The organism is Pseudomonas frederiksbergensis, assembly GCF_900105495.1.
GTDB lineage: Bacteria > Pseudomonadota > Gammaproteobacteria > Pseudomonadales > Pseudomonadaceae > Aquipseudomonas > Aquipseudomonas frederiksbergensis.
Window position 1 is genome coordinate 921,642 of sequence record NZ_FNTF01000002.1, and the last position, 14,263, is coordinate 935,904.

Annotated in this window: 8 protein-coding genes; 7 read left to right on the forward strand and 1 reads right to left on the reverse strand. The window is 59.3% G+C overall.

Annotation, left to right across the window (positions count from 1 at the left end):
• Window positions 1–251: 251 nt before the first annotated feature.
• A complete protein-coding gene (locus BLW70_RS04890; RefSeq protein WP_074872107.1) occupies window positions 252–1,160 on the reverse strand; it encodes a LysR substrate-binding domain-containing protein in 909 nt (302 codons plus the stop codon).
• 180 nt (window positions 1,161–1,340) lie between these two features.
• Between BLW70_RS04890 and aspA the strand changes: the two genes are divergently transcribed.
• The 7 genes from aspA to BLW70_RS04925 all read left to right on the forward strand — a co-directional run bounded on the left by aspA (window position 1,341) and on the right by BLW70_RS04925 (window position 14,190).
• Window positions 1,341–2,765 carry an aspartate ammonia-lyase gene (aspA, locus tag BLW70_RS04895; RefSeq protein WP_008150027.1) on the forward strand — a complete coding sequence of 475 codons (1,425 nt, stop codon included), beginning with the start codon at window positions 1,341–1,343 and terminating at the stop codon, window positions 2,763–2,765.
• 498 nt (window positions 2,766–3,263) lie between these two features.
• Complete coding sequence (locus BLW70_RS04900) at window positions 3,264–4,712, forward strand: alanine/glycine:cation symporter family protein (protein WP_074872109.1); 1,449 nt, start codon at window positions 3,264–3,266, stop codon at window positions 4,710–4,712.
• A gap of 131 nt (window positions 4,713–4,843) precedes the next feature.
• Window positions 4,844–5,848, forward strand: coding sequence for an asparaginase (locus BLW70_RS04905; protein ID WP_074872111.1), 1,005 nt, complete (start codon window positions 4,844–4,846; stop codon window positions 5,846–5,848).
• Window positions 5,849–6,008: 160 nt separating this feature from the next.
• Window positions 6,009–7,001 (forward strand): AraC family transcriptional regulator, encoded by a 993-nt coding sequence (locus BLW70_RS04910; RefSeq protein WP_074872112.1) that lies wholly within the window; start codon window positions 6,009–6,011, stop codon window positions 6,999–7,001.
• 257 nt (window positions 7,002–7,258) lie between these two features.
• A complete protein-coding gene (locus tag BLW70_RS04915) occupies window positions 7,259–8,290 on the forward strand; it encodes a histone deacetylase family protein (protein WP_074872114.1) in 1,032 nt (343 codons plus the stop codon).
• A 12-nt stretch (window positions 8,291–8,302) separates the two neighbouring features.
• Window positions 8,303–9,403: a polyamine ABC transporter substrate-binding protein gene (locus tag BLW70_RS04920; RefSeq protein WP_074872116.1), complete on the forward strand. Its 1,101-nt coding sequence runs from the start codon at window positions 8,303–8,305 to the stop codon at window positions 9,401–9,403.
• 161 nt (window positions 9,404–9,564) lie between these two features.
• Complete coding sequence (locus BLW70_RS04925) at window positions 9,565–14,190, forward strand: dermonecrotic toxin domain-containing protein (RefSeq protein ID WP_074872118.1); 4,626 nt, start codon at window positions 9,565–9,567, stop codon at window positions 14,188–14,190.
• Window positions 14,191–14,263: the final 73 nt, after the last annotated feature.

Below are 14,263 nucleotides of genomic sequence, written 5' to 3' on the forward strand. Positions count from 1 at the left end.
ACGAATTATGGCCGGACGAACCGGCCGAAGGCCGCGCAGTATACCTCAATGAGGCAGATAAACAGCCCCCGAGACGACCATCTGTCATACGACGCAAAGCGCCGGTTTTATTGACTTCAGAGTCAGTCAATACAACATCATTCCCTGTGGGAGCGAGCCTGCTCGCGATGGCGTCGGCCCGGTCGACATTTGCGTTGAATATTAGTCCGCTATCGCGAGCAGGCTCACTCCCACAGGGTTAGTCGACATGTTCAAGAACTCTGCGCTGCGCCGCCTTCCAGTTTGCGCCACAGCAATCGCACGTTCGCCTTGCGCACCAGCGCGCAGCGGTACAAGCGAATCTCCAGCGGCACATGCCATTGTGGGCCGCCGCATACCACCAGTTCACCTCGAGCCAGTTCGGCGCGCACGCTGAGTCGCGGCACCCAGGCAATGCCCAATCCTTCCAGCGCCATGCTTTTAAGACTGTCGGCCATGGCCGTCTCGTAAATGGTGGTGAAGCGCAGCGCGCGCTGGCGCAGCAGCATGTTCACCGAACGCCCGAGAAATGCACCGGCGCTGTAGGCGAGCAGCGGCACACTGCCTTCGCCTTCCAGATCGAACAGTGGCTTGCCGTCGGCATCCGCCGCGCAGACCGGGAGCATTTCGGTGTTGCCAAGGTGCAGCGATGGAAAGATTTCCGGGTCCATCTGCATCGCGGCATCCGGGTCGTAGAACGCCAGCATCAGATCGCACCCGCCTTCGCGCAATGCATGCACGGCATCGCCGACGTTGGTCGCCACCAGGCGCGTCGCGATGTTCAGGCCTTCGTTACGCAACTGCGCGATCCAGCGCGGGAAGAAACCCAGCGCCAGGGAGTGAGCGGCGGCGACCTGCATCACCTCGCCCTGCCCACCTTCCAGGTGATGGAGGTGGCGCAACACTTCACCGAGCTGCTCGACCACCGTCCGCGCGGTGACCAGAAACAGCTGCCCTGCCGCCGTCAGTTCGATCGGCGTGCGCGAGCGATTGACCAGGGTCAGCCCCAATGCGGCTTCAAGGCTGCGGATCCGTCGACTGAATGCCGGCTGCGTCACGAAGCGTCGTTCGGCAGCCTGGGAGAAGCTGCGGGTGGCAGCCAGGGCACTAAAGTCCTCCAGCCATTTACTTTCAAGGTTCATCACGGCCTCCCGGACACGCACCAATTTAGGTCACACGCTCGCCACAGACACGGCGTCACATGGGCATTATGCCGAATGTGCATAGGCTAGTGTTTAACAGCATTGGCCCAAAATTCTCCACAAGCCTAGCATTTGCAGCGTTCCGGCACAGACCGGGTCCATATCGAGATGATTTCTATCATGTCCTCCGCTGCATCTTTCCGCACAGAAAAAGACCTGCTTGGCGTACTCGAAGTACCTGCTCAAGCGTACTACGGCATCCAGACCCTGCGAGCGGTGAACAACTTCCGTCTCTCCGGCGTTCCGATTTCGCATTACCCGAAGCTGGTTGTCGGCCTGGCGATGGTTAAACAAGCCGCCGCTGACGCCAACCGCGAGTTGGGTCACCTGAGCGAAGCCAAGCACGCTGCCATCAGCGAAGCCTGTGCACGTTTGATCCGCGGCGATTTCCACGAAGAGTTCGTCGTGGACATGATTCAAGGCGGCGCCGGCACTTCAACCAACATGAATGCCAACGAAGTCATCGCCAACATCGCGCTGGAGGCCATGGGTCACCAGAAGGGCGAATACCAATACCTGCACCCGAACAACGACGTGAACATGGCGCAGTCAACCAACGACGCCTACCCGACCGCGATCCGTCTGGGTCTGCTGCTGGGTCACGACGCGCTGCTGGCCAGCCTCGACAGCCTGATCCAGGCGTTCGCCGCCAAGGGCCAAGAGTTCGCTCACGTCCTGAAAATGGGCCGTACCCAACTGCAAGACGCCGTGCCGATGACCCTCGGCCAGGAATTCCGCGCATTCGCCACCACGCTGGGCGAAGACCTGGCCCGTCTGAAGACGCTGGCCCCGGAACTGCTGACCGAAGTGAACCTGGGCGGCACCGCGATCGGTACCGGCATCAACGCCGACCCGCGCTACCAGCACCTGGCCGTTGAGCGTCTGGCGCTGATCAGTGGACAACCGCTGGTTCCGGCTGCCGACCTGATCGAAGCCACCTCCGACATGGGCGCCTTCGTGCTGTTCTCCGGCATGCTCAAGCGCACCGCGGTCAAGCTGTCGAAGATCTGCAACGACCTGCGTCTGCTGTCCAGCGGCCCACGCACCGGCATCAACGAAATCAACCTGCCAGCGCGTCAGCCAGGCAGCTCGATCATGCCAGGCAAGGTCAACCCGGTAATCCCGGAAGCGGTCAACCAGGTGGCGTTCCAGATCATCGGCAACGACCTGGCGCTGACCATCGCAGCCGAAGGCGGCCAGTTGCAACTGAACGTGATGGAGCCGCTGATCGCGTTCAAGATCTTCGACTCGATCCGCCTGCTGCAACGCGCCATGGACATGCTTCGCGAACACTGCATCGTCGGCATCACCGCCAACGAAGAGCGCTGCCGTGAACTGGTCGAGCACTCGATCGGTCTGGTCACCGCGCTGAACCCGTACATCGGCTATGAAAACGCTACCCGTATCGCCCGTATCGCCCTCGAAAGCGGCCGCGGCGTGCTGGAACTGGTGCGCGAAGAAGGCTTGCTCGACGACGAAATGCTCGCCGACATCCTGCGCCCGGAAAACATGATTGCTCCGCGTCTGGTTCCGCTTAAAGCCTGATCCGACGCGTTACTTGTAGCACCGCTCACCAGGTCGAGGGACTAGACACCTCTCACCTTTTGAGGGCTTGGGGATTTGTTCCCCAAGCCCTTTTTTTTAACTTTTGAAAGGACTTCTGTCTTCTGTGGGAGTGAGCCTGCTCGCGATGCAGACACCGCGGTATCTCAGTTACACCGCGTTATCGTTCATCGCGATCAGGCTCACTCCTACAAGAGCCTGGCTCAAAAAAGTCAGGTGTTTCAAAGGCTTCGATTCATCGCTTGCACCACAACCGTGCAGACGGACGGCACACTCATAGGTATAGTGCCGCCCCTCTTCGCGTGAGCGGTCGTCGGTAACGAGGCCCAAACCCATGCGAAACCCGAACTAATAACAAACCCGCAATATGAAATCGGGACGAACCTTCGCCTCACCTGTTTTGCCGCGTGCAATCCGGTGTAACGCGATATTTCTGACCGCACAGCATTTGCCTACACAAAAAACAGCGAGGAATAATCCATGCTCGAAGTCATTAACGACTTCCTCTCAGGGAAAGTACTGATCGTGCTCATTGTCGGGCTCGGTAGCTACTTCACGATCCGCTCGCGTTTCGTTCAGTTCCGCCATTTCTTCCACATGTTCGCGGTGTTCCGCGACAGCCTCAAAAGCAGCGCTGGCCAGCTCAGTTCCTTCCAGGCCCTGATGCTCAGCCTCGCCGGCCGCGTCGGTGCAGGTAACATCGCCGGTGTCGGTATCGCCGTGACCCTGGGTGGTCCGGGCGCGGTGTTCTGGATGTGGGTGACCGCGCTGGTCGGCATGTCCAGCAGCTTCTTCGAATGCTCCCTCGGCCAGCTTTACAAGCGCTGCGACTCCGAAGGCCAGTATCGTGGCGGCCCGTCCTTTTACATCCAGCATGGCCTGCAGAAACGCTGGTTGGGCATGATCATGGCGTTCCTGCTGCTGATCACCTTCGGCTTCGCCTTCAACGGCCTGCAAGCCCATGCCGTGACCCACTCGCTGAACAACGCGTTCGGCTTCGACACCACTTACACCGGGCTGGCACTGGCGGTGTTGCTGGGTCTGGTGTTCATCGGCGGTATCAAGCGGATCGCCAAGGTCGCTGACCTGCTGGTGCCGGTGAAAACCCTGGCGTACATCGGCGTGACCCTCTACGTGATCGTGCTGCAGTTCGACCACGTTCCGGGCATGTTGATGACCATCGTCAAAAGCGCCTTCGGTCTGGATCAAGCCTTCGGCGGCCTGATCGGCAGCGCCATCGTCATGGGCGTGAAGCGCGGCGTGTTCGCCAACGAAGCAGGCCTGGGCAGTGCGCCGAACGTGGCCGCTGTGGCCTCGGTCGAGCACCCGGTATCGCAAGGTGTGGTTCAGGCGTTCAGCGTGTTCCTCGACACTTTCGTGATCTGCACCTGCACCGCGTTGCTGATCCTGCTGTCGGGCTTCTACACCCCGGGCTTCGAAGGCGATGGCATTGCCCTGACCCAGAACTCCCTGGCCGCCGTGGTCGGTGACTGGGGCCGGGTCTTCATTTCGGTGGCTCTGTCGTTGTTCGTGTTCACCTCGATTCTCTACAACTACTACCTGGGCGAGAACAACCTGCGCTTCATGCTGGGTGAAAACCGCAAGGCGCTGATCGGTTACCGCGCACTGGTACTGGTATTGATCTTCTGGGGTGCCATCGAAAACCTCGGCACCGTGTTCGCCTTCGCCGACATCACCATGACGATGCTGGCATTCGTGAACCTGATCGCGTTGTTCCTGCTGTTCAAGGTCGGCATGCGCATCCTGCGTGACTACGATGACCAGCGAGCTGCCGGCATCAAGACCCCGGTGTTCGATTCGAGCAAGTTCCCGGACCTGGACCTGGATCTGAAAGCCTGGCCAGCCAATCCGCCAGCCGCCACCAAGGCTCAAGCCCAGCCGCAAGGTGTACCCGCAGCGCAACGCTGATCAGTAAACGACGGGTGCACAACCTGTGGGAGCCAGCCTGCTGGCGATGACGGACTGTCAGATAACACATTAGTGTCTAACATACCGCTATCGCGAGCAGGCTCGCTCCCACCTGCCAGGAGATTTCCCCCATGACTCCCAATTCCTACCCTGCCGCCCAGCACGTCATGGTGCTCTACACCGGCGGCACCATCGGCATGCAAGCCAGCGCCCACGGCCTGGCCCCGGCGTCCGGTTTCGAAGCCCGGATGCGCGAGTATCTGCACAGCCAGCCTGACCTTGTCGTGCCGCAATGGCGCTTTCGCGAGATGTCGCCGCTGATCGATAGCGCCAACATGACCCCGGTTTACTGGCAGCAACTGCGTGAAGCGGTGGTCGATGCCGTCGATGTCCAGGGTTGCGACAGCGTGCTGATCCTGCATGGCACCGACACCCTCGCCTACAGCGCGGCGGCCATGAGTTTTCAATTGCTCGGCCTGCATGCCCGCGTGGTGTTCACCGGTTCCATGCTGCCGGCCGGCGTAACCGACAGCGATGCCTGGGAAAACCTCAGTGGAGCGTTGGTTGCTTTGGGTCACGGCCTGGCGCCGGGCGTTCATCTGTACTTCCACGGTGAGCAGCTGGACCCGACCCATTGCGCGAAGGTGCGCAGTTTCGGTCGTCATCCGTTCAAGCGGCTTGAGCGCCAGGGTGGCGGCGTGAAAGCGACTTCCGTGCCAGCGCAGTTGAATTACAACCAGGCTAAACAGCTGGCGAAAGTCGCGGTGCTGCCGTTGTTCCCCGGCATCAGTGCCGAAATGCTGGACGGCCTGCTCGACAGCGGCATTCAAGGCCTGGTGCTGGAGTGCTACGGCAGCGGTACCGGGCCCAGCGACAATCCAGAATTCCTCGCGAGCCTGGAACGGGCGCGGGACAAAGGTGTTGTCGTTGTAGCCGTCACCCAATGCCATGAAGGTGGCGTCGAGCTGGATGTTTACGAGGCTGGCAGTCGCTTGCGCGGTGTCGGCGTGTTGTCCGGTGGAGGCATGACGCGCGAAGCGGCGTTCGGCAAGTTGCATGCGTTGTTGGCTGCAAATCTGGATAACGCTGAAGTGCGGCGCCTTGTAGAACTCGACCTCTGCGGCGAACTCAGCTGACACCCTGCAAAACCCTGTGGGAGCCTGCTCGCGATAGCGGTCGTCCATCCAACATCGATGCTGACTGACACACCGCCATCGCGAGCAGGCTCACTCCCACAGGATCTCCATCAGGCATACAACTTGCTGCGTTTCAGCCATCCCAAGGCTGGAACACCCCATGCTGCATTCCCATCTCACCACCCTCAACGCTGTCTCCCTGGTGCTCAACACCTTCAAGGCCGAGGGCTTGTCCAGCGAAGCCTTGCTGGCTGGAAGCGGCATCAGCCCGGCGGATCTGAGCCGGGCGGACACGCGCATCACCACCAACCAGGAGATGCAGGTCTGCGCCAACGCCGTCGCGCTCAAGCGTGACATCGGCCTGGAATTGGGCCGCCGGATGCACGTTTCGTCCTACGGCATGCTCGGGTACGCCTTACTCACCAGCGCCACTTTAGGTGACGCCTTGCGGCTGGCACTGCATTACCCGGCGCTATTGGGAACACTGTTCGAATTGAGCCTGGAAGAAGATAACGAGCGCATCTGGCTCACCGCTGGCGACTATCGGGAAAACCCTGCGCTGGCGCCCTTCAATGTCGAGTTTTGCCTGGTTTCGATGAAGGTCACTTGCGAAGACCTGCTCGGCCAACCGTTGCCGCTGCTTGGCGCCCGCTTCGAATACCCCGCACCGGACTATCAGGCACGCTACACCGAACGTTTCGATTGCCCCTTGCAGTTCGACGCTACGTCCAACGCCTTTGCCTTTGATAAACGCTGGCTCGATCAACCCTTGCCTCTGGCCGACGCCATCACCCATCAGGCCATGGCCGAACGCTGCCGCAAACAAAACACCGAGTTCACCGGTCGCCAGGTGTGGCTGGGGCGAATCCGCCAGTTACTCGGCGCGCAGTTGAATGCGGCGCCCGGCCTCGAAGGTTTGGCCGAGCAGATGAATTGCTCGGCGCGCACCTTGCGTCGGCATCTGAAGGATCTGGGCTGCAGTTATCAGGAATTGCTTGATGAACTGCGGTTCGAGCAGGCCAAACGCATGCTCTGCGATGACCAACTGCCGATCTATCAAATCGCCGAGGCATTGGGCTTCAGCGAGACCGCGAGCTTCCGTCATGCGTTCGTGCGCTGGAGCGGTGTAGCGCCGAGCCAGTTCAGACCCTGACGACTGATCGTTCCCACGCTCTGCGTGGGAATGCAGCCAGTGACGCTCTGCGTCACCGGGACGCGGAGCGTCCCAAGAGGCATTCCCACGCGGAGCATGGGAACGATCGGCCAGGGTTTGCGCCAATAAGGGAAGGGGCGAATTTCGGTCAATTCTTTTGGCCATATCGATCCCCTTTTGGCCTTTCCTGCCGTTCTCTCAAACGTCGGGCGCCGCAAGACTGTGTTCAACCGAATCAGCCTGCGGAGAACAAGAAAATGCTGACGATCTACTCGGACGATCACCACCTGCACCATGGCCGTTGTGAATTGATGGACGGGCAACTGATGCCCTGCTTCGAAATGCCTTCGCGAGCCGATCATGTTCTGCAGCGTGTGCAGCACCGCGACCTCGGCCCTGTCGAAGCGCCGCAGGATTTCGGTCTCGACCCGATCGCGCGCATCCACAGCCGCGACTACCTCGACTTCTTCAAAGGTGCCTGGGCGCGCTGGACCGAATTCGGAACTGACGGCGACTTGCTGCCCTACACCTGGCCGGCGCGCACCCTGCGCCGGATCATCCCCACCAGCCTTCACGGCCAGCTCGGCTATTACAGCTTCGACGGCGGCGCACCGATTACCGCCGGCACCTGGCAAGCGGCATACAGTGCGGCGCAAGTCGCGCTGACCGCCCAAGCCGCCATTCAACGCGGCGCGCGCAGTGCCTTCGCCTTGTGCCGTCCACCGGGACACCACGCCGCCAGCGATTTGATGGGCGGTTATTGCTACCTCAACAACGCCGCCATCGCCGCTCAAGCCTTCCTCGACCAGGGCCATAAAAAGGTCGCGATCCTCGACGTCGATTACCACCACGGCAACGGCACTCAATCGATTTTCTACGAGCGCAGTGATGTGCTGTTTACCTCGATCCATGGCCATCCGGAAGCCGAGTTCCCGTTCTTCCTCGGCTATGCAGATGAACGGGGTGAAGGGGCCGGCGAAGGCTTCAACTTCAACTACCCTTTGCCGGCAGGGAGCGGTTGGGACAGCTGGAGTGCCGCGCTGGAACAAGCCTGCAAAGAGATCGAAAAGTACGGCGCCGATATCGTCGTCGTTTCCCTGGGCGTCGATACATTCAAGGACGATCCGATCTCCCAGTTCAAGCTCGACAGCCCGGATTACCTGGCCATGGGCGCACGCATCGCCGGCCTCGGCAAGCCGACGCTGTTCGTGATGGAAGGCGGCTACGCGGTAGAAGAAATCGGCATCAATGCCGTGAACGTTCTCGAAGGTTTTGAAAGCGCCCAATGAGGAATTAGAACAATGATCAGTCTCAAGCGTTTTATCGCGCCCGCCCTGTGTGCCACCGTGCTCAGTGGCGCCGTTCATGCTGAAGAGCGAACGTTACGCGTCTACAACTGGTTCGACTACATCACTCCCAAAGCGCTGGAAGATTTCAAGGCCCAGAACCCCCAGACCAAACTGGTCTACGACATCTTCGACACCAACGAAGCGCTGGAGGCCAAGCTGCTGACCGGCAACTCCGGTTATGACGTGGTCGTGCCGTCCAACGTGTTTCTCGCCAAGCAGATCGAGGCCGGCGTTTTCCAGCCACTGGATCGCAGCAAACTGCCGAACTGGAACCACCTCGATCCCAAGCTGATGAAGCTGATCGAAGCCAACGATCCGGGCAACAAATTTGCCGTGCCGTACATGTACGGGACCATCCTGATCGGCTTCAACCCGGACAAGATCAAGGCTGCGCTGGGTGACAACGCACCGGTGGACAGCTGGGACCTGATCTTCAAGGAAGAGAACATCAGCAAGCTCAAGCAGTGCGGCGTGGCTTTGCTCGACTCGCCGTCGGAGATCCTGCCACTGGCGCTGCAACACCTCGGCCTGGACCCCAACAGCAAGAAACCGGCGGACTACGAAAAGGCTGAAGCGCTGTTGATGAAGATTCGTCCGTACATCACCTACTTCCATTCCTCGAAGTACATGGCCGACATTGCCAACGGTGACATCTGCGTCGCGGTCGGTTACTCCGGCAGCTTCTCCCAGGCCGCCAACCGCGCCAAGGAAGCCAAGAACGGCGTGCTCGTCGACATGCGCCTGCCCAAAGAAGGCGCGCCGATCTGGTTCGACATGCTCTCCATCCCGAAAGGCGCGAAGAACCCGGAAGACGCCTACACCTTCATCAACTACTTGTTGCAGCCGCAAGTGATTGCGCCTGTCAGCGACTTCGTCGGCTACCCGAACCCGAACAAGGACGCCACCGAACTGGTCGACCCGGCGATCCGCAACAACCCGAACCTGTACCCGACCGAAGCGGCGATGAGCACGCTGTACACCCTGCAACCGCTGCCCCGTGACGCCGAACGGGCACGGACCCGGGCCTGGACCAAGATCAAGTCCGGGACTTGAGCAAACCATCATTTACGCACCCTTGAAGACCCGCCCCGTGCGGGTCTTTTTTTTTACCTGACGATATTTAAGTACCGCCCGACCGATCCCCCACCCCGCTACTTTCCGAACCTGACCGGCGCGTTGGCGCGCACGTCCCAGCCCCTCAGAAAGGAATGCACATGTCTTCTACCGAAACGAATGCAGTCGAAGCCGATCCGGCATCCAGCAATCCAAATGATCTGCTCACCCAACTGGTTACTGGCCCCTCTATCAGGGAGGTGGCCACTCGTATTCTTCGAGACGACCTGAAAAAGCTGTATCCACAATTGGACATTAACCCCGCTATGGCGATGGTCGTCACACCGACCTGGAAAATCATCGCCGGGACTGTCCACCCCGGATCATTGAGATTCGAGTCATTGACGGACACGCTGCTGCGGCACTCCGGCTCAGGCGGATCAGTGACCTATCTCGACGGTGAACATTTCCTGAGCCTGAATCCCGGAGCGACCACGCCTATCCACCTTCCGGTCCAGATCGATGCGATAGGACGCCTGATCAATAAACTGTCCCCTATCCTGTTGGTGGCTTACCAGGAACAACAGCTCGAATACTGGGACCAGCCCGCCCAAGGCACGACCCTGCGTTGGCAGACGTTGTCGCAGTCATTGCGCCAGGTCTGGAATGTTGAAAAGGTTGAGGGCTGGGATACGCACCAGCTGGCCATTGCGCGCAACGTCTTCAACTATCCCGATGCAAAGTTGCGTACCCCCCATGACACCTACAAGATTCGGGTCTGCCTGATCGACCTCGACCGGCTCGATGGCGCAGTGTCCAGCCACCTCAATCGTACGGATCTGACCGTCGTGATCGGTACCGTCGAGACACGCACAATCGTTCTGACCCACTCCATCGCTACAGGCTTTGGGACATATGAGTCGCTGGAAAAACTCGGCGAGGATTTGCCGAAGTATGTTGAAGAACTGCCTCCCGAGGCCACGCTCCAATGGCGCCTGTTCGAACCCGCCGGGAATTTTTTCGATCATCAGGCCGTCGCACTGATTGCTCTGCAGACGGATGCCATTGCCAGCCTGGAGTTTGCAAAACGGACCAGCAGGCCGGCGATTCCCGCCCTCACCCATCCCGCAACAGAGGTGAGCGGCAGGACTCAAACCACCCAGGTTTCGCACTTCGAAAAGGTGCAGCGGCTGATCCCCGAATGGCTGAACGACGCTTCGCCATTCGATCTGGGTTGCTACAGCCGACACCTGTTTGATCTGGCGCTGCTGCAACTGCGTAACAACGGAAAATCCTTCGACGACGATATTGCTCCGATCAAGAAATTCGCGCTGGATGCACTTCGAGCCCACATGCTCAAAAGCCACAGTGATGTTGCCAGCATGAAGCTTGAGAACGTCGAGATCGTTATTGAGAGTCAAGTGGTATGGGGGACATTCACGGCTCCCGGCATGAGCGAGACCAAACGCCTGGGCCTTGCCGAACTGGCACTCGACAACCTCATCGCCCTTCCGCTGGGCAACCAGTCGGTGCAGTACAAAGACGGCACAGCGGTGCCCACGTGGATGACGCCCGACTATGTCAAGAAGGCCATCAGCGCTGTCGATATCGGTGCGACCTACCCCGCGTGGGTCAAGAGCAAGCTACTGGATGACCCGCTGGAATCGCTGCGCCGTCAACGCCTCTACGCCAGTAACTTGCGTATTCAGCTGGCGCTGCAAGCATTGCAAAGCAAAATCCTCGGCGAACATGGCATCGACGAAAAGGGCTATCGCTACGTCGTGGCGGCAATGAATGTGCTGAACGCCGACCGGTGGGTCGATGGGCATGAGATCGTCATCCGTCCGCTGGCGTTCATTCCCAGCCAGCGGAATAACAAAACCCCTGATGAAGTCACCAACATGTTTGTGATCGGGCCACGGGACATGGCCAAGGGGCCCTGCATTCTCTATCGCCCACTGCTTGAGCAACCGCTGACGCAGTACCCCACGGCCGCCAACCTGCTGTATGCGATCAAACACTCCAAGGAGCTGCGGGCATCAACCCTGGCATGGTTGCCGGACAACGTTCGGTTCAACTATTCGCAGTATGTCTTCCCGGGGGAATTGCCTTCGGTCTGGACGTTGTCACAACTGCTGGTCGACTCAAGCATTGCCCGGCAGATGAGCGGGCCGGTGTCGTTCGGGCAGAAAGTGATCGAGCATGACCGCCTGATGAAACTGTTCAAGGCCAACGCCAACGCGCTGATCATGAAGGGCGAGCGGGATTCGGTGTCCAATGCCGAAAGCCGCTGGGCCAGTTTCAAACAACACGCCTGGATGATATTCAGCGCCGTGTTGCCGTTTCTCGGTCGAACCGCCGGAACGGCTGCGTGGATCTGGCAGATTCTGGACGATCTGCAAGAAGGCATCGACGCCCGGGAAAACCAGGATACGACGGCACAATGGTCCGCCCTGACCGACTTGTTCCTGACCCTGGGCATGGTGCTGGCTCACCACGCGATTGCCCGCCGCCAACCCGCGCGGGACCGCGTATCGCAGACCGAAAAACCCGTTATTGCCGGCACGCAGAAAAGTCCTCCGGCCCAGACCCCGGCCAGCATACAACTGCCTGATATTGCGGACGATTATCTGCCGGTTGAACACCAGACCTCGCTTCACCCCACGACCGTGCTCAATAGCAACAGCGCAGGGCTGGGGCCAACCCTGGACCGATACAAAATCCCTAAACCGCAAGGACTCGGAGCGGCCAGTACCGAAGGCTTGTACAAACACCTCTATGAACATCAGTCCAAATACTATGCCCCGGTGGGCGAACGATGGTTCGAAGTCTTCGTGAACGACGATGAAGTTGTCCAGATCATTGATACCCGCAAGCAACCTTCCATCAACGGCCCCTTGTTGATCAGCAATTCCAAAGGCGAATGGGTCATCGATATCAGGCTGCGCCTGCGGGGCGGCGGCAAGAAAAGCAGGCTCAAGGCATTACAAAAAGCCAACGCAAGCAAAACCGCCGAGATCAAGACTCATCTGGCCGTCTTCGATGCGCAAATGGCGGACAAACGAAAAAGTATTAACGATGCCTACATAACCATGAAAGACGCCCCCCCAGAGGCAATCGCTGCCGCTCGACAAACATTTCTCGAAAAACTTGAGGAGCGCACCGTCGAATATGAAACCACGATCGAGAAATTAAAATCGCTCAATCTGGTCGAGGATGTGCCCAACTATCGTGTTGCGATGATCGAAATGCTGGGAACTCAACTGTTTTTCAACCAAACCTGGATCGACGAGAAATACCCGGCATTCGTCGATGCCCTGAAGCTGACCATGGAACATCTCGATGCCGAAGAAAAAAGCGGCCCCCCTCCTCCCGCCGGGACGTTTGAAACCATGTCAGACCTGACCCAAGGGATTATTCAGAAGGTCGAGTTCGCTCAGTTGCGCTTCCAGGAGTTGAGACGACTGGGCAAAAACGCTGAGCAGTTGCTCCTCGATTACCAAAAATCACTGCCTAAATTCAACCTCCCGGACCTCAAGTCCCTGCAGGTCACGCTGGCCCGCGAGCTGTGCCTCAAATCTGGCGAAACGCCCGAACGGTCCGCAGCCAAAGCTTCCATCGAGCAGATTGTCGAAGATGCCGATCTGACGGTGAATAGTGCAATGGAGTTGATGGGTGATGAGCAGCTGCTGAACATGGGTGACCGGATCGAGGCCTTGAACAATCTGGTCGATCAGTTCGCCGCCATCGAACAGCGCCTCAAGAGCTTCACAGCGACCTACCAGGAGCAGATCGTGCAAAAGCAATTTGAGCGACTGCAGGGCCGTATCGAGGAGTTCCATCAGCAGACCGTAGGGCATCTGGCGGACTTGCTGCGCGAGCAGCGACTCCTGGAGCCTGCACCCGGCCCCTCACGCACCTCATCGGCGTCAAACAAGAGAGTCATCACGACGCGCTTCAAAGGCACCGTGATCGGCCAGACCCGTAAAACCGCGCCCGGAAAAATGGTCCTCGTGGACGTCACCGCCCCGGTGACCGGCAAGGTGATTGCCACTTTCCACGAAAAGAGCCCTGGGGTCTGGGTCGAACGGTTGACGAAGAAACCGCAGGCTCCCAAAGCGCGCCTGCCTGACCCGGGGGCACGCATAACGGCAGGACAATCGCTGCTGGATTCTCTGCCCGCCTTTATGCAACGGGCCGAAGCTGACTCAAAACAGTCCTGGCAGCTTCCGGTGGAAATAGAGGAAGTGTTCCACCAGCAGGCCTCTCGCCTTGAAGACGCCGCCAAAGCGATCAACGCAGCACTCATCCAAAGCAATGCCACGCAGGATCATACGAACGAGGCACAACCGGTATTGACGCAACTGGCCACACAAACCACCCGACTCTATGCCGAAGGCCATCGCCTGCGGCTTGAGATGACCAAACGACAACCGCCTACCGCCGCCCGCGTCGAATGGTTACACAGCAAAGGCGAAGTCGACATCGTGCACGTGGGAGACCGACGTCGACTCAAAGGGCAGCGCCGGGACTATCTGCAGGAATACGAAGTGCGGGAGGCCACCACCGCCCGCGTGCTTTGGTACGCCCACTTTCACTACGCCCAGCTCAAGGACGAGGTCCAGGCCTATACCGCCGCTCATTTGAAAACCCGCGAGCAACGGCTGCTGGGCAGTGTCGATATAGGGGCAAGCACCAGCAACCAGGAAGCGATCGAGATCTATCGCAGCAGAATCAGCCCTCAGCTGGCCCGCTCGCTGTTCCTTCCCAAGGTGAGCACTTCCTGACGCACCATCCACAGACCAGCTCTCCCGTTCATCTCGCTGTCAGCGTCGAAGACATTGCACAGCGAGATGAAAA

What these genes read in the sequence shown, in the direction of transcription:
- BLW70_RS04890 (WP_074872107.1), bottom strand. Translation starts at nt 1,160, where the DNA reads ATGAACCTTGAAAGTAAATGGCTGGAGGACTTTAGTGCCCTGGCTGCC.
- aspA (WP_008150027.1), top strand. Translation starts at nt 1,341, where the DNA reads ATGTCCTCCGCTGCATCTTTCCGCACAGAAAAAGACCTGCTTGGCGTA.
- BLW70_RS04900 (WP_074872109.1), top strand. Translation starts at nt 3,264, where the DNA reads ATGCTCGAAGTCATTAACGACTTCCTCTCAGGGAAAGTACTGATCGTG.
- BLW70_RS04905 (WP_074872111.1), top strand. Translation starts at nt 4,844, where the DNA reads ATGACTCCCAATTCCTACCCTGCCGCCCAGCACGTCATGGTGCTCTAC.
- BLW70_RS04910 (WP_074872112.1), top strand. Translation starts at nt 6,009, where the DNA reads ATGCTGCATTCCCATCTCACCACCCTCAACGCTGTCTCCCTGGTGCTC.
- BLW70_RS04915 (WP_074872114.1), top strand. Translation starts at nt 7,259, where the DNA reads ATGCTGACGATCTACTCGGACGATCACCACCTGCACCATGGCCGTTGT.
- BLW70_RS04920 (WP_074872116.1), top strand. Translation starts at nt 8,303, where the DNA reads ATGATCAGTCTCAAGCGTTTTATCGCGCCCGCCCTGTGTGCCACCGTG.
- BLW70_RS04925 (WP_074872118.1), top strand. Translation starts at nt 9,565, where the DNA reads ATGTCTTCTACCGAAACGAATGCAGTCGAAGCCGATCCGGCATCCAGC.